The 15,871-nt window shown below is 52.7% G+C and carries 13 protein-coding genes; 8 read left to right on the forward strand and 5 right to left on the reverse strand.

Annotation, left to right across the window (positions count from 1 at the left end; genetic code table 11):
* Window positions 1-94 precede the first annotated feature (94 nt).
* Window positions 95-718: a LysE/ArgO family amino acid transporter gene (locus tag K0I31_RS09530; RefSeq protein WP_220045078.1), complete on the forward strand. Its 624-nt coding sequence runs from the start codon at window positions 95-97 to the stop codon at window positions 716-718.
* 100 nt (window positions 719-818) lie between these two features.
* Here the strand turns inward: K0I31_RS09530 and bcp are convergent, their stop codons facing one another.
* Both bcp and K0I31_RS09540 read right to left on the reverse strand, forming a co-directional pair.
* Window positions 819-1,289 (reverse strand): thioredoxin-dependent thiol peroxidase, encoded by a 471-nt coding sequence (gene bcp / locus K0I31_RS09535; RefSeq protein WP_144199116.1) that lies wholly within the window; start codon window positions 1,287-1,289, stop codon window positions 819-821.
* The gene (locus tag K0I31_RS09540; protein WP_011865645.1) at window positions 1,286-1,840 is read right to left on the reverse strand and encodes a glycine cleavage system transcriptional repressor; all 555 of its coding nucleotides are present in this window, start codon (window positions 1,838-1,840) and stop codon (window positions 1,286-1,288) included. Before K0I31_RS09540 ends, bcp begins: the two co-directional genes overlap by 4 nt.
* Before the next feature lie 243 nt (window positions 1,841-2,083).
* Between K0I31_RS09540 and dapA the strand changes: the two genes are divergently transcribed.
* The 7 genes from dapA (at window position 2,084) to K0I31_RS09575 (ending at window position 13,525) form a co-directional block, all read left to right on the forward strand.
* Window positions 2,084-2,968 (forward strand): 4-hydroxy-tetrahydrodipicolinate synthase, encoded by an 885-nt coding sequence (dapA, locus tag K0I31_RS09545; RefSeq protein ID WP_220080646.1) that lies wholly within the window; start codon window positions 2,084-2,086, stop codon window positions 2,966-2,968.
* Window positions 2,969-2,972: 4 nt separating this feature from the next.
* On the forward strand, window positions 2,973-4,094 hold the full coding sequence (gene bamC, locus K0I31_RS09550) for an NlpB/DapX family lipoprotein (RefSeq protein ID WP_220073788.1): 1,122 nt from the start codon (window positions 2,973-2,975) through the stop codon (window positions 4,092-4,094).
* A 293-nt stretch (window positions 4,095-4,387) separates the two neighbouring features.
* On the forward strand, window positions 4,388-6,760 hold the full coding sequence (locus K0I31_RS09555) for an EAL domain-containing protein (RefSeq protein ID WP_220080647.1): 2,373 nt from the start codon (window positions 4,388-4,390) through the stop codon (window positions 6,758-6,760).
* Between the two features lie 163 nt (window positions 6,761-6,923).
* Window positions 6,924-8,009 (forward strand): efflux RND transporter periplasmic adaptor subunit, encoded by a 1,086-nt coding sequence (locus K0I31_RS09560; protein ID WP_144199126.1) that lies wholly within the window; start codon window positions 6,924-6,926, stop codon window positions 8,007-8,009.
* Window positions 8,006-11,134, forward strand: coding sequence for an efflux RND transporter permease subunit (locus tag K0I31_RS09565; RefSeq protein WP_220080648.1), 3,129 nt, complete (start codon window positions 8,006-8,008; stop codon window positions 11,132-11,134). Before K0I31_RS09560 ends, K0I31_RS09565 begins: the two co-directional genes overlap by 4 nt.
* A 248-nt stretch (window positions 11,135-11,382) precedes the next feature.
* A complete protein-coding gene (locus tag K0I31_RS09570) occupies window positions 11,383-11,700 on the forward strand; it encodes a hypothetical protein (protein WP_011865651.1) in 318 nt (105 codons plus the stop codon).
* A 454-nt stretch (window positions 11,701-12,154) separates the two neighbouring features.
* On the forward strand, window positions 12,155-13,525 hold the full coding sequence (locus tag K0I31_RS09575) for a hypothetical protein (RefSeq protein WP_220080649.1): 1,371 nt from the start codon (window positions 12,155-12,157) through the stop codon (window positions 13,523-13,525).
* Window positions 13,526-13,628: 103 nt separating this feature from the next.
* Here the strand turns inward: K0I31_RS09575 and K0I31_RS09580 are convergent, their stop codons facing one another.
* From K0I31_RS09580 to kdnB, 3 genes are all read right to left on the reverse strand, one after another.
* Complete coding sequence (locus K0I31_RS09580; protein ID WP_220080650.1) at window positions 13,629-13,895, reverse strand: DUF2897 family protein; 267 nt, start codon at window positions 13,893-13,895, stop codon at window positions 13,629-13,631.
* Window positions 13,896-13,925: 30 nt separating this feature from the next.
* On the reverse strand, window positions 13,926-14,663 hold the full coding sequence (gene kdsB, locus K0I31_RS09585) for an 8-amino-3,8-dideoxy-manno-octulosonate cytidylyltransferase KdsB (protein ID WP_220080651.1): 738 nt from the start codon (window positions 14,661-14,663) through the stop codon (window positions 13,926-13,928).
* A gap of 84 nt (window positions 14,664-14,747) precedes the next feature.
* Window positions 14,748-15,818: a 3-deoxy-alpha-D-manno-octulosonate 8-oxidase KdnB gene (gene kdnB, locus K0I31_RS09590; protein WP_011865655.1), complete on the reverse strand. Its 1,071-nt coding sequence runs from the start codon at window positions 15,816-15,818 to the stop codon at window positions 14,748-14,750.
* Between the last annotated feature and the right edge of the window lie 53 nt (window positions 15,819-15,871).

Below are 15,871 nucleotides of genomic sequence, written 5' to 3' on the forward strand. Positions count from 1 at the left end.
AATGATACATTAAATTTATTAGTTGGGTTTATTTTTAGAAGCTCGCTATGCTTGCAACCTCTCTTTCTAGTCGTGGTTATTTTGGAGTTTTCTCGTGCAAGCATTCATTCAGGGGATAGGTGTTGGTGGCAGCCTGATCATAGCCGTTGGGGCGCAAAACGCCTTCGTATTAAAGCAGGGGTTAAAGCGCGCCCATTCTTTACCTATCGCAGCCCTGTGTTCTTTTATCGATGCCGTGATGATCACCGCAGGCGTGGCGGGCCTCGGCCATCTGATCCTGGCATTCCCCTTAATCAAGGATATCGCCAGTCTTGGGGGGGCGGCCTTCTTGCTCGTCTATGGCGCTCAGGCTCTGCGCGCGTCATTTAACGCCCAGGGACTGGATACCGAATCGACCCAGGGGGCGGATACCCTGCGAGCGGCGCTGCTGACGACCCTGGGGATCAGCCTGCTTAACCCCCATCTGTATCTGGATACCGTTGTCTTGCTCGGCAGCATCAGCACTCAGTTCGAGCAGCAAGACAGGCATATGTTTGGCGCCGGCGCCGTGCTCGCATCATTCGTGTGGTTCTTCGCCTTGAGCCTGGGCGCCAGGTACTTAAGTCCACTGTTTAAAAAACCAAAGGCTTGGTGCTACTTAGACAGATTCATCTTCGTGACTATGTGGAGTATTGCTGCAGCGCTGCTATGGCCCTATGTTAAGGCCATGATGGGCTAATTGGTGGTTAAGCTGACTGGTTGTTGAGCTAGTAGCTGACGAATCTTTAGATAATAAAAAAGCCGGCATTGCCGGCTTTTTTGTCAAGGACTAACTAGCATTAGCTATTTTCTTGAATATATTTCAAGACAACTTCGTGGTGATCTTTGGTTTTGAACTTGTTGAAGATATGTTCGATGTTGCCGCTTTCATCAATGAGGAAAGAGGTGCGTACTACGCCCATGTTTTCACGGCCCATGAATTTCTTGAGTTGCCAAACACCGTAAGCTTCGCATACGGCATGCTCTTCGTCCGCGAGTAAGGTGAAGTTCAACTCCTGTTTGTTTGTGAAGTTTGTAAGCTTCTTCGGTGTATCAGGGCTAATGCCAATAATCACAACGTTTAGTTTATCAAGCTCTGATTTAGTGTCCCTTAGCCCACAAGCTTGGACAGTACAACCTGGTGTAGAGGCTCTTGGGTAAAAGTAGACGAGAACTTTCTTGCCTTTAAAATCGGCCAGGGAAACTGATTCATCATTTTGGTTTTGTAGGGTAAAGTCGGGGGCCTTGTCGCCCTGGGTTAAGGTTTTCATAGATCATCCTTAGGTTGTGTTTCGATACCCTGCATACGTTCGATATGACAGCTTAGGTTCATCTCTTCGGCGAGTGCGGCGATATTTTGTTCGAGTTTTTCGATATCGACCTTTTCCGGCACGTTGATGGTTAGGAAGACATTCTGCACCGGCTCACCGTCTGGGGTCTCCTCGGCGTGGGAGCGTACGGCGGCGAGATCCAGTGAACGATCGGCCAGGAACTGGGTGATACGCTTCATGGTGCCGCGCTGGTCTTTACCGTTGAAGGTCACTTCGAGGCGAGACACATAGTTTGGTGGTGTGTGCTGTGAGCAACGTTTCATTACCGTTAGCAGGCCAAGCTCGACACTCAGAGCAGGGAGGCTGGCTTCCATCTTAGTGATCGATGCCCAGGCGCCTGAAATCATCATGATCAAGGTAAACTCACCACCAAAGAGGGCCATACGGCTATCGACGATATCGCAATCGCATTCGCTTGCGAGTCTGGCAAATTTACTGACGATACCAGGACGATCAGAACCCAGTGCGGTAACGACCAGATGATTGGACATGAAATTCCCCCATTGATTGGTAACTCGTTGTACAAATAAGCGTCGATTGAATAATGTCGGCGTTTTTTAGGTGGCTTATGCTATCACAAGTTATCAGTTTTGAGATCCCTGTCGTGATAAAGAGTCAAACATTTGACCTAGGGGGAGCGGTGTTATCATTCTCTGTGATCTAGGGATACTTATGCTTGTTTTTACCTGTGAGCATCAGTACCATAGCCAGTCCTGAATCCTTGGGGAAATCACATGATAAACGGAAGCATCGTAGCCTTAATCACGCCCATGAATCGTGATGGCTCAGTCGATTATGCAAGTCTCGAGAAGTTGGTTGAGTACCATATTGAACAGGGTACTGACGCCATCGTTGCCGTTGGCACGACTGGCGAGTCAGCCACTTTACCTCTTTCAGAACATATTGAAGTGGTTGCCCACACGGTAAAATTCGCCGCCGGACGCGTCCCTGTGATAGGTGGTAATGGCGCAAACGCCACCGCCGAAGCGATCGAGCTGACCAAGGCGCAGGCCAACCTAGGTGTGGCCGCCATGCTAGGTGTAACGCCTTACTACAACAAACCGACACCTAAAGGCTTGGTTGCCCATTACAGAGCCGTTGCGGCCGCAACCGATATCCCACAAATTCTCTACAACGTGCCCGGCCGTACTTCGGTGGACATGTTGCCCGAAACCGTTGCCCAATTAGTCGACGTGCCAAACATCATAGGTGTGAAGGAAGCGACCGGCGATCTAAGCCGCGTGGCTAGGCTGCGCGAGCTGTGTGGCGATGGCTTCATGCTCTACAGCGGTGATGACGCTACGGCCCGTGAATTCCTGACCCTGGGCGGTAATGGCGTGATCTCTGTGGCCAACAACATAGTGCCTAAGCAGTTTAAACTGATGTGCGATGCGGCCCTTAAAGGCGATCTCGAGGCTGCCCTTAAAGCCGAGGCGCCAATGAAAGAGCTGTTCGGCGCGCTCTTCTGTGAAGCCAATCCTATCCCTGTGAAATGGGCGGCGCACCGTATGGGCTTGATCAGTCAAGGACATATTCGCTTGCCATTAACGGAACTTTCCGAGCAATATCATGGTCTGTTGCTAGAAGCGATGAAGAATGCCGGAATAGAGGTTCAATAATTAGATGCTAAAGCAAGTTACTCCAATCTTACTGGTTGCCGCCGTAACGGCCTGCAGCACGCCTATCGACAGACGCCAGGCTAACGGCGATGACGAATACGCCAATGTGACGTCTCAGCCCAAACTGGTGATCCCAGCTGGATTGAATCAGCCGAAATACAATACCGAGTTCGATATTCCTGAGGTCGGCAGTAAGGTCGATAAGACCTTGGTTGGCAAGAAACTCGACATTCGTCCGCCGCTTCAGGTACTGCCGATGGCAGAAGGTACCCATGTGGAGGAGTCAAGCGACAGCATCAAGATCGTGGTCGAGTCTATCGATAACGATATCGATCTGCGCAGCGAGCTGTTCAGCATCTTGGATGAATATTTTAGTCAGCACGAGATCAAGATCCTCAAAGAGGATAGAGATACAGGTGTGATTGAAACTGATTGGATTGAAAATCAGGAAGTTATCGATTCATCTCTGTGGGGTTCCGATGAAGTATATTCGGTGCGTCAACGCTATCGTTTCAGCGTCAACGTGCGTCCTCACGGCCGTAGCGGTAACCTTGCTATCGAATTGATTGATCACGAAGAGAGCTTCGATGGTAAGGCTCAGGATATCCTGCTTACCGGTGAAGATAAGCGCCGCTACACGGTGGATATGCTCAACAACACCATCGCTTATATGAGCGTCAAGCGTGCTAAGGCGATTAAGGCCAAGCGCCTGCGTGAGAGCCTGGGTATCGATGTGGATCTGGTTAAGGCGCCAGCAGTTGCCGAAAACGAGACGCCAGAGCAGAGCTTCTGGTTGGCCGATGCCAGCTACAGCCGCACCTGGGACCGTCTGCGTATCGTACTGCCTGAGCTGGGCTTTGAGATCGTCGATATGGATAGCAACAAGGGGCTTTACTATATCAATGTGAGCGACGATTCTGGCTTCTGGAGTTCATTGTGGAGCGATAAGAAGCTGCCGATGGAAGAGGGCTCTTATCGTCTGCAGATTGAGCAAGACAAGAGCGACACTTCTAAGACTCGCATCTACCTCAAAGATAAGGAAGATAGCCCTGTGAGCAATGAAGTGGTCGAGGCCGTTTACGATGGCATGGCCGAGCTGATGAGCGAAGACCGTAAGGTTAGATAAGCTCAACTCAGTCAGAGAAATGCTTAGATGAAGAAAGAGGCCAAAAGGCCTCTTTTTTTGTGCGCATTTTTTAGCTCCATCAAGCCTGAGTATGGAATCCTGTCAGGCCGAACCTCTTCCTCGCTTCTCTCTCCTTTAACCACTTATTTAAAACAAAGGTGCCAGCCTCAGATCTGTCTTGTTTAGAGTAGCTATTTTAAGTGTGGCAGTAGATGGCGAGTGGGCCTTCTATGCCATATAGTTAGTGAGATTGTCGGTCATAAGTTTGATGGAGTATATCTGCCGAGGTTGAGATGCCAGCTAAGGTGCCACTGCAGGATGTAGACGCAAAATATCTAAAGATCATCAGTGAGTTTGCCATCGACATGCTCTCTCTGAGCGGCGTGGATGAGATCCTCTGGCATCTGGCGCAGAATGTGGTCTCCCAGCTGGGGTTCGATGATGTGGTGGTCTATCTGCTGGATCCCGCCCGGGGTGTCTTGATGCAGAAGGCCAGCTTCGGCGACAAGAATCCCAGCGGCCATGAGATCCTCGCGCCCATAGAGCTCAAGCTGGGGGAAGGGGTGGTTGGTACCGTGGCCAAGACCAAGCAGCCCCTGAACGTTACCGACACCCGGCTGTTCCCCAACTATATCGTCGATGATGCCCCAAGGCTCTCCGAGCTTGCCGTGCCCATGTTGATGGAGGGGGAGGTGATCGGAGTGATTGATACCGAACATCCAAAGAAGAATTTCTACACGCCCCAGCATGAGCGAATTTTATTTGCGCTGGCCTCTATCGCGGCGCTGAAGATCCACAGAGCCAATAATCTGGTGACGCTGCAAAAGCGGGTGGCCGAGCTGGAATATGCCAGCAAGATCCAAGATACCCTGTTTGCCATCGCCGAGATCATCTTCGAGACCGACTCCATCAAGGCCTTCTACCAGAAACTGCACACCTGTATCGCCCGCCTGCTCAAGGCTGACAACTTCTATGTGGCGCTGCTCAGCGATGATGGCCAAACCTTGCACTTTCCCTACCACGTGGATCAGTACGATCAGCTTGCAGAAGACGCCCAGTTGCCCCTGTTACCGACCCGTCTTGGGATCACAGGCTACGCGCTGCTTAAGAATCGGCCGCTGTTGGCCCATGAAGGGCAGATTCAGGCGTTGGTGGATCAGGGGGAGATTGTGATCAATGGCGCCATGCCAACGGCTTGGCTCGGGGTGCCCTTTGGCGACGAGGCGTTTCGCGGCATCGTCGTGGTGCAGAGTTATCATGGTGATTATCGTTATAGCGAAGCCGATCAGCAGCTGCTGGTGTTTACCGCAAAACATATACGTAACGCCATCAGCCGCATGAAGCTCAAGGCCAACCTCACCGAGATGGCTCTCTATGATGGCCTAACTGGACTGCCCAATCGCACCCTGTTTATCGACCGCCTCAATCAGGCCATCGCCAAACTGAACGACGCGTGTATCGACGCGACCTCTTCTAAAGGCCTTGGTTTGGTGTTGCTGGATATCGACCATTTTAAGGCGGTTAACGATACCTATGGTCACCATCTCGGGGATGAGCTACTCAGGGTGTTTGCCGAGCGCATCCATGCCGCAATAGCGAACCAGGATACCTTTTGCCGACTCGGGGGAGATCAGTTTGGCCTGCTGTTGGTGGATATCAATTCAGAGGCGCAGTGCCTCGAGCGGGTAGAGGCGCTGCGAGAGCAGATGCAAGCCATGTTAGATCTCGGCGGGATCTCGCTGAATCTGTCCGTCAGCATGGGGCTGGTGACCTGTTTCTTATCTGGGATGGCGGCGACGGATCTGTTGCGCCGGGGCGATCAGACTCTACTTAGGGCCAAGCTGATGGGGCGCCATAGGCTATGTGTGTTCACAAGTGGCGAGCAGGCAGAGCTGCAGGAGACGCAGATATGTCAGGCGTTTCAGCAGGCCGCAGATCAAGGCGAGCTCTATTTCAGTTTTCAACCTCAATACCGGCTCAAGGATGGCAAACTCCTTGGGGCAGAGGCGTTGCTACGTTGGCAGCATCCAAGACTAGGTACCATCTCACCACGACGATTGCTTGCGCCGCTGCGCCGACAAGGCGCCCTCGAGCTGGTGGATGCCGTGATCGCTAAGCTTATCCTGGCTCATCTTAAGCGTTATCACGGCGCCTATCCCGAGGGATTTCGCCTCAGCGTAAACATCGCCAGTGACGGCTGCGCCTTGTTTGATGAGCTGCAGAGAATGGCTGGGGAGGGCATTGAGCTGGCATCTTATCTGGGCATAGAGATCCCTGAATCCAGCCTAGGCGCCTCGTTTGAGGCGGTAGTTTGCTGTATCGCACGGGCAAAATCCCTCGGTGTGCTGGTAAGCCTGGATGATGTAGGTGCCAGCCACGCTACTTTTAAATATCTGCAGGAGTTCAGGTTCGATCGCCTCAAGATAGCCCAAGGGCTCATCAGCCCCATGGAGATGGCGTATGACAACCAGGTTATTTTGGAGACCATCATCAATCTCGCCAGTACGCTGAATATCGATACTCTGGCGCAGGGGATTGAAACCCGCGAGCAGTATCAGACGATGCAGGCCCTGGGATGCGACTATGGTCAGGGGGAGTTTATGAATCCCTCCGTCAGCGAGGAAAAGCTACTGCTTATGCTGACAGAGTCCCACCTATATAGATGATCCAACGTGTCATTTTGTGATTGATACCATACTCCTTTGTCGCTCACGTCGGGCGTAAATGTAAATGGTGTGTTAAGTTTGTAAGCAAAGGTAAAACGCCTTGAAGCACTTATATTCCTAGGTAAACTACCGATAACATAACGCGCATTCTTTCGGAAGATTGATGAAAAAAACGATAATAATCTCAATGCTTTTAGCGGCGGGCGCCGCCACCTACTATTTCACTCAGCAAACCGAAACGCCTAAGGGGCCACGCGGGCGGCCTACGCCTAACGTGGTAGTGGCAAAGGCCGAAATGCAGCCGATTCGTGACGAGGTCGAGGCCCTGGGAACCGGTAAGGCCAACGAATCGATCACTGTAACCCCAAAGGTCACCGACATGGTGACCGAGATTAATTTCAACGACGGCCAGATGGTCGATAAGGGCCAGCTTCTGGTGCGTTTGCAAGACAGAGAGCAGATCGCCCGCGTGACTGTGGCCCGGGTGAAGATGAAAGACCATGAGCGCGAACTGGCGCGTATCAGCTCCTTGGTCACCAGTCAGACGGTGGCGGCACTGGAGCGCGACAGGCTGCAGACCCTTATTGATACTGCCAAGGCCGAGCTGGAACAGGCAGAATCTTCCCTCAAGGACAGACGCATACTGGCGCCATTTTCTGGACGCCTGGGTCTGCGTCAGGTGAGTCAGGGCAGCCTGGTAACCCCAGGTACAGTGATCACCACGTTAGATGATATCTCCACCATCAAACTGGACTTCTCCGTGCCAGAGCGCTTCCTACAGTCTCTGGCGATAGGTAAGTCGGTCGAGGCCAGTGCCGTGGCCTTCGAAGGCGAACTCTTCACCGGTAAGGTGGTCTCTGTCGATAGCCGCATCAATCCGACCACCCGCGCCGTGACCGTGCGGGCCGAGATCCCCAACAAGGGAATGCGTCTGCTACCCGGCATGTTGATGAAGGTGAAGCTTATCAAGCAGAGCCGCGAAGCACTCATCATCCCTGAGGCGGCGATTATCCCGATTCAGAAAGATCACTTCGTCTATCTGGTGAATGATGAGAACGTGGTCGAGCGTCGTCAGGTGCAACTAGGTCTGCGTAAACGCGGCTGGGTTGAGATTGTCGGCGGCGTCGATGTCGGTGAGCAGGTGATGGTGCGCGGCATTCTCAAGGTGCGCCCAGGCGATACCGTCAAGGTGCAGTACAGCGAACATTTCAGTTTCAACCAACAAGCGAAGGTGGAGCCGCTAGCATGATCTTGACGGATTTGTCGGTAAAACGACCGGTTTTTGCGTCCGTCATCAGCATGTTATTAATCGCCTTCGGTCTGGTTTCCTTCGATAAACTCCCACTGAGGGAGTATCCCAATATCGATCCGCCGATCGTCTCGGTACAAACCAACTATCGCGGCGCCAGTGCCGCCGTGGTGGAGAGTCGCATCACCCAGCTGGTGGAAGACAGGATCAGCGGCGTCGAAGGGATCCGCAACATCAACTCCTCTAGCAGCGACGGTCGCTCATCCGTAACCTTAGAGTTCGACGTCGGCCGTGATATCGAGGCGGCGGCCAACGATGTCCGTGATCGTATCTCGGGCCTGCTCAACAACCTGCCGGAAGAGGCCGATCCCCCAGAGGTACAAAAAGCCAACGGTGGCGATGAGGTGATCATGTGGCTCAACCTGGTCTCGGATCAGATGAACACCTTGCAGCTCACCGACTATGCCCGCCGTTACCTGGTAGATCGCTTCTCGGTGATCGATGGTGTGGCAAATATACGTATCGGTGGTGGTAAGGTGTACGCCATGCGGGTGTGGATCGACAGGCAGGCCCTGGCGGCCCGTAACCTGACGGTATCGGATATCGAATCTGTGCTGCGCTCAGAAAACGTCGAGCTGCCGGCTGGTTCGGTGGAGTCTCAGGACAGACACTTCACCGTGCGTCTAGAGCGTACCTTCAAGACGGCGGAAGATTTTAACAATCTGGTGCTGGCCGAAGGGGAAGATGGTTACCTCATCAAGCTGGGTGACGTGGCCAGGGTGGAGATTGGCTCGGAAGAGGAGCGTATTACCTTCCGCGGTAACCGCGAGGCCATGATAGGCCTTGGGATCTCCAAGCAATCGACCTCCAACACTCTGGAAGTGGCCCGCGCCGCCAACGCCCTGGTGGATAAGATCAATCCGACACTGCCTGCCGGCATGGAGATCAAACGCTCCTACGACAGCTCAGTGTTTATCGAGGCCTCCATCAAGGAGGTGTATCAGACCCTGTTCATCGCCATGTTCCTGGTGATTGTGGTGATCTATCTCTTCCTGGGCAGCGTGCGCGCCATGTTGATCCCGGCGCTGACGGTACCCGTTTCCCTGATGGCGACCTTTATCGTGCTCTACGCCCTGGGTTACACCATTAACCTGCTGACCCTGCTGGCGATGATTCTGGCTATCGGCATGGTGGTGGATGATGCCATCGTGGTGCTGGAAAACATCCACAGACGCATCGAGGAGGGCGACTCGCCCCTCAAGGCGGCCTACTTAGGTTCTCGCGAGGTGGCCTTTGCCGTGGTGGCGACTACTCTGGTGTTGGTGGCCGTCTTTATGCCAATCACCTTCCTCGAGGGAGATCTGGGTAAACTCTTTAAGGAGTTTGCGGTGGCCATGAGCGCCGCGGTGATCTTCTCGAGTCTGGTGGCCCTGACCCTAAGCCCCATGATGTGCTCTAAGCTGCTTAAGCCTGCCGGGCAAGATCCTTGGCTGGTGCGCAAGATAGATGCAGGCATGAACTGGCTGTCGGCCGGTTACCGTGCAACGCTTAAGCGCGCCATGGTCCACCCCTTTATCGTCAGCTCGCTGGTGGTTATCGCCTTAGGGCTTAGCGGCTATCTGATGACTAAGGTGCCGCAGGAGTTTGCGCCTCAGGAGGATAGGGGATCTATGTTCCTTATCGTTAACGGTCCTCAGGGAGCAAGCTTCGAGTATATCAGCCCCTACATGGATGAAATTGAAAATCGCCTGATGCCGCTGGTGGACAGCGGTGACATCAAGCGTCTGCTTATTCGTGCGCCGCGCGGCTTTGGTCGCAGTGCCAACTTCTCTAACGGCATGGCGATCATAGTACTGGAAGACTGGGCAGACCGTCGCAGCGCCTTCGAGATCATAGGTGACATTCGTGCCCGTCTGTCGGATCTCGCCGGTGTGCGCGCCTTCCCCGTGATGCGTCAGGCCTTCGGCCGCGGCGTGGGTAAGCCGGTGCAGTTCGTGCTGGGAGGCCCAAGCTATGAAGAACTCGCCAAGTGGCGCGACATCTTGTTGGAGAAGGCTAAGGAGAATCCTAACCTGGTCGGCCTGGATCACGACTATCAGGAAACCAAGCCTCAGCTGAGGGTGGTGATAGACAAAGATAGGGCGGCGGACCTTGGGGTCTCTATCTCGCATATAGGACGCACGCTCGAGTCTATGCTGGGCTCGCGTCTGGTGACCACCTTTATGCGTGACGGCGAAGAGTATGACGTGATCATCGAGGGTAACCGGGATAATCAGAATACCGCCAGCGATCTGAGCAACATCTATGTGCGCTCGGACCGCAGCCGTGAGCTGATCCCGCTTGCTAATCTGGTCTCGGTAGAGGAGTTTGCCGACGCCAGCCAGTTAAACCGCTACAACCGTATGCGCGCCATTACCATAGAGGCCAACCTGGCCGATGGTTATAGCTTGGGTGAGGCGCTAGATTACCTTAACAATCTGGCATACACCTATCTGCCGGCCGAGGCGGTGATTAGCTACAAAGGGCAGTCTCTGGACTATCAGGAGTCTGGCAGCTCTATGTATTTCGTCTTCCTGCTGGCGCTGGGTATCGTCTTCTTGGTACTCGCGGCCCAGTTCGAGAGCTATATTCACCCTATGGTGATCATGCTGACCGTACCTCTGGCCACCTTGGGCGCCCTAATCGGCCTCTGGGTGACAGGCCAGAGCCTGAACATCTATAGCCAGATAGGCATCATCATGCTAGTGGGGCTGGCGGCCAAGAATGGTATCTTGATCGTCGAATTTGCCAACCAGCTGCGGGATAAAGGGATCGAATTCGACACTGCGATCATCCAGGCGGCAAGCCAGCGTCTTCGTCCTATCCTGATGACGGGGATCACCACGGCGGCCGGTGCTATTCCGCTGGTGTTGGCCCAGGGCGCCGGCGCCGAGACACGCTTCGTGATCGGCGTGGTGGTGTTGTCGGGTATCATACTGGCGACCTTCTTTACGCTGCTGGTGATCCCGGTGGCCTATGGCCTGATCGCCAGAAATACCGGTTCGCCGGAGGAGATCAGTCAGCGATTGGACGCCGAACTAGCACAAGATCAACATCACGAGTCAGGCCTGAGAAATGCCGACTAGATAAATGAGAAGGCCAATCGCAAGATTGGCCTTTTTTGTCTCCTTAAGACACTTATCTGGTTTTTGATTCAGCGACTGCAATGGTTTTTGGAACTGTATGGTCAGCTTGACAGCTTCTTAAAAACTAAAGCAAAAAACTTCATTCAAAATCGCTAAATAATAGGATTTGACCACTAACGTCTCATTAACAAGTGACGGCGAATATAGTAGAGTGAAAACAGAACTTGGTTGCAACAGGGAGAATGCAGATGACATTATCAATCGAGACTAAGCAGCATCAACCCAAGTCGGCGCCTGCAACACTGCAGAAAAACGCCATTCGAGTCGATGGACGCCTCAGCATGAGTCGAGAAGCGCTCGACTTCAAATCTTTTAGCTCAAATTGCCTCTATGGCCCATACCACCTGCCACTTAAAGAGATCGTCAAGGTGGAGACCTGTTGGGGCAAGGGCGCCGGGATCTTACCGATCACGCCAGATGGGATCCAGGTGAGCCTAAGTAATGGTGATCGCTATCAGTTTATCGTCGCCGATCCCGAGGCCTGGGTGAAGAGCCTCTCTTCATAATCAGGTGCACAAGGTATTAGCTGGTTGCCAGCTCTTTTAAAGGTCTGACTTTAAGGCCTGACTTTAAGGCCTGATTTTAAGATCCTATTTTTATGGTAAGTGCAACAGGCGATAGCGACTAATACATGACGCTAATATCTGGACCTTGTGCATTTCATTAGCACTAACTAAAAGGCGAGTCCTGTCTGGGCTGGCCTTTTTTGTTTTACCACTTCCTTTATGTTTTCACTGTATTTCTAGCTATTTCTTTGCTTTGCGAGTTCTTTACTTCATGGCTTAGTTACATTTCAGATCGGCAAGCCCAGAGCAATTACCAACATGGCACTAGACATAGCTAAAGCCAAGCATGCACAGCGCATTCACTCCTTTTCAGTCTATTACCCAGGTTGACGTTTCTTGACGCAAAAAGTTTGTCATAGGTAAGGCCTTTGTAATTAATCTGTTAAGGAAATTTATGTTAATTAAACAACGCAATTGGAAATTGGCTCTGCTGGCTGGGGTGGCTGTGATGACGGCCGCCTGTGACTCGGATGAGACCAGCAGTGACGCTGCGGCCTACATTCAGTTTTATAACGCCTCGCCCAACAGTGTCGCAACCCACTTGGTGCTGGATGAGCATGCCTATACCGCGGTGGAGTTTAGCGATGCCTTGCCTCGCTATCAGTATGCGCTAGGAGAGGCCGAGGCCAGTATTCGCGGCTATGATGCAGGTGGTGATACGGTCGAGCTGCATGAATTCTCATTGAATCTCAAAGATGGCGACAATCACCTGTTTGTGCTTATCGGCGACTATGAGAGTAGCGAATACTTAGACATACGTTATGAACGCAGCGAGATGGATGAGATCAACGATGATGCCGACAGCGACGAGAGCAAGATGCAGCTCTTGGCGGTGCACGCTGCCATGGGCGAGGGGGCCTATGATCTGTACCTGGCCAAGGCCGGTTCGAGCTTCAGTGAGGCTGAGTTACTGGGCAGCCTCAGCTATAAGGAGAATACAGAGGCTGTGATGCTGGATACCGGGGAGTATGTGCTCTATCTGACTGAACCGGGCGAGAGTCAGCCAGTATTTCGCACCAGTACCATGGTGTTAACCAGCGAGACGGTCAATAAGCTGGTGCTGCATAACAGCTTCGGTCCGGGTGAGCCTAAGTTGGTTGTGGATAATGTCGACTCGACCGGCACGCCTGTAGGGTATGTCAATCAGGATGCCGATGCCGAGTTCAGGGTCTACAACGCCATGAACCAGGCGCGATCGCTCGACCTTCAGCTGAGCAGCGATGCCCAGAATATTAACCTGGCGGCGCTTTCGCCCCATACCCTGAGTGATTTCAGCGCGATAGATTACAACGACTATGGCGTTAGCGTGTTCGATACAGGTTCTGCTGATCTGCTGGCCAATAACCTGCTGGTGACCTTCAACCAGGATGAGAGTAAGACCTTAGTTATCTATGATAATCAGGCGGGGGAAACCTTGGGTATGACCATCGCCCACGATCACAGGCCGAACGCCTTCGAGCATACCCTGACGGTAGCCAATCTCATCGACACCTACGACAGCCTGGATCTCTACTTAGTACGCGATGGTGAGACCATAGATACGGCGGCCTATAAGCTGACTTACCTGAGCTTCACCGAGCTGGCGCAGATCAACCTGCCGACAGACGATTATGATATCAGCCTGGTACACAAGGAGGATAACGGCACCTTGACCTTAGTGTATCAGTCGGATGCGCAGGCTATTGAGCAGACGGGCAATTACACCTTAGTGCTGAGCCGGGACGAAACCCAGCCATTGGGGCACAGGGTTATGCTGTTCCAATAGGAAAGTGAAATGTTTGAGCTGACGAAATAAGGCTTATTAAGATGCGCAATAAAAAAGGCTTACCTGGGTAAGCCTTTTCTGTAGCGATGCGAAATTGTCGAGTCTAGCGACTATTTTCATCTGAGCTGTTTTTATCTGCGCTAGCTTTGTCTGGGCTGGCTTTATCTGCGTTAGCCTTGTCTAGGCTATCTTTGCCTGCGCTATCTTTGCCATGTTTGTCATTAGCGCTTTGGTTTTTTACCTCAGGCTTATGATGGGGCTTGCCAAATTGCGTCATCTTAAACTTGTTGCTGTATTTGAGCACCGCCAGGTTACTGGCGATCACCCCAAGCACTAAGATGATGATGAGCCAGACTTCGAGACTCGACATGGCTATTTCCCTCTCCTGATTCAGTAACGGCTAGTCTACCGCAAGGCGTGCTTCGCAGATGCGAATATCTTCTGGGGTATCGACCTCGGGCGAGTCGAAGGCGCTGATGGCAACCTTGATCCTGTGGCCATGTTCCAGTGCGCGCAGCTGCTCAAGCTTTTCGAGATCTTCTAAACGGCCAAGTGGCAGCTTATTGAAGGTTCTGACAAACTCGCGGGTGTAGGCATAGACGCCCAGGTGTTTGTAGACCGGGTAGTCATCTGTGTCACGGCCGAAGGGGATGCGGGCGCGAGAGAAATAGAGGGCGTTAAATTGGTTGTCGAACACCATCTTGACGTGCTTGGGATCGTTAAGCTCATGCTCTTCGGTGATCTCATAGCCTAGGGTCGCCATGCCGAACTCCCCTGGATGACGCTCAAACAGTGTGATGATCTGCTCGATGGAGATAGGATCGATCAGCGGCTGATCGCCCTGCAGGTTGATCACCAGGTCATCGTCCGCCAAGCCAAGCTGGGTGATGGCATCCTCGATTCTGTCGGTGCCGGAGGCAGCATTGGCATCTGTCATGACTACCTTGCCGCCAAAGGCTTCCACGGCCTCCTTGATGCGCAGATCGTCGGTGGCCACATAGATGGCAGTTAAGCCTTTTGCCAGCGCCGCACGCTCGTAAACGTGCTGGATCATCGGCTTACCGTTAATCGGCGCCAATGGCTTACCCGGAAAACGGCTTGAACCATAGCGAGCAGGGATTAACAGAGTCACATTCATTTGGATATACCTATCAGTTACAGTGTGCCGCAGTGCATAAGAGAAGGGGCTCGCTAGGAGCCCCTTACACCTTGAGCTTACAGGTTAGATTCGACGGAACAGTTTAGTCAACATTTCGTCTGTGACTTTCTCTTCCCAACCTTCGCCATAGACGTTGGCCCATAGTGGCCCCATGCTCTTGGTGACGGCAACCATCTTAGCGATGGTTTCATCTGGCAGATCTTTACAGATGTTCTTAGGCAGTGTGATGTTGTGCTTGTCCATCATCTGACGGAACTCGGCCACACCCTCAGGGTAGAACTCTTCCAGCACGTCGAACGCCAGACAGTTACCGATACCATGGTGGTAACCCAGTACATAGCCAAGGCCGTATGAAACGGCGTGACAGGCGCCAACCTGGCTATAAGCGATGCTCATGCCGCCCATGTAAGAGGCCATCATCAGCTTGTCGTCTTTCTCAGGGTGATCGTCTAAGAAGACTTCACGGCAAAGATCCATCGACTTCTCGGCGAAGGCCTTGGCAAATTCGTTCAAGAAGGTGCCTTGTAGCGACTCGACACAGTGGATGTAGCAATCCATACCTGTGTAGAACCACTGGTCTGTCGGCACGCCGTCGATCAGCTCTGAGTCCATGATGATCTGGTCAAATACCGTGTAGTCAGAGTTCAGACCTAGTTTACGAACAGGACCACACAGTACCGCGGTGCGAGAGGCCTCGGCGCCGGTACCAGAAACCGTTGGGATACCAATATGGTGAACCGCTGGATTCTTGATCAGATCCCAACCCTGATACATGGCGCTGCCACCTGGGTTAGTCAACATGAGTGACACTGCCTTGGCCAGATCCATAGTGGAACCGCCGCCCAGACCGATAACGCTGACAGGTAGCTTGCTGTTGAAGGCTTGTACCTGCTCGGTGAGGTTGTCTACCTGCTCTGTGGTTGGCTCGTCGTCTACATTAACGTAGATCACGAGATCCTGTGGCTTAGCGGGCACGCGCTGGGCGAGGGGCTTGTCCTGATGCACATCATCAATCAGGAAGACCACGAAATCGTCGCCTTGCTTACGCTCTTCCTCGAGCACTGTATCCAGTTGCGCGAAAGAACCACGACCAAAGATCATTTTTGGTACGCATTTGAAATTTTTAAAACTCATTACAGCATTCTCCATTGAGACATCTAGTGTAAAAAGTAACGTCGCAGGGCCGA

This window comes from Shewanella spartinae, assembly GCF_019457555.1.
Classification (GTDB): domain Bacteria; phylum Pseudomonadota; class Gammaproteobacteria; order Enterobacterales; family Shewanellaceae; genus Shewanella; species Shewanella loihica.

Bases quoted from the DNA above. Each gene is read 5' to 3' on its own strand.
- bcp (WP_144199116.1), bottom strand. From the start codon at position 1,289: ATGAAAACCTTAACCCAGGGCGACAAGGCCCCCGACTTTACCCTACAA.
- K0I31_RS09540 (WP_011865645.1), bottom strand. From the start codon at position 1,840: ATGTCCAATCATCTGGTCGTTACCGCACTGGGTTCTGATCGTCCTGGT.
- dapA (WP_220080646.1), top strand. From the start codon at position 2,084: ATGATAAACGGAAGCATCGTAGCCTTAATCACGCCCATGAATCGTGAT.
- bamC (WP_220073788.1), top strand. From the start codon at position 2,973: ATGCTAAAGCAAGTTACTCCAATCTTACTGGTTGCCGCCGTAACGGCC.
- K0I31_RS09555 (WP_220080647.1), top strand. From the start codon at position 4,388: ATGCCAGCTAAGGTGCCACTGCAGGATGTAGACGCAAAATATCTAAAG.
- K0I31_RS09560 (WP_144199126.1), top strand. From the start codon at position 6,924: ATGAAAAAAACGATAATAATCTCAATGCTTTTAGCGGCGGGCGCCGCC.
- K0I31_RS09565 (WP_220080648.1), top strand. From the start codon at position 8,006: ATGATCTTGACGGATTTGTCGGTAAAACGACCGGTTTTTGCGTCCGTC.
- K0I31_RS09570 (WP_011865651.1), top strand. From the start codon at position 11,383: ATGACATTATCAATCGAGACTAAGCAGCATCAACCCAAGTCGGCGCCT.
- K0I31_RS09575 (WP_220080649.1), top strand. From the start codon at position 12,155: ATGTTAATTAAACAACGCAATTGGAAATTGGCTCTGCTGGCTGGGGTG.
- K0I31_RS09580 (WP_220080650.1), bottom strand. From the start codon at position 13,895: ATGTCGAGTCTCGAAGTCTGGCTCATCATCATCTTAGTGCTTGGGGTG.
- kdsB (WP_220080651.1), bottom strand. From the start codon at position 14,663: ATGAATGTGACTCTGTTAATCCCTGCTCGCTATGGTTCAAGCCGTTTT.
- kdnB (WP_011865655.1), bottom strand. From the start codon at position 15,818: ATGAGTTTTAAAAATTTCAAATGCGTACCAAAAATGATCTTTGGTCGT.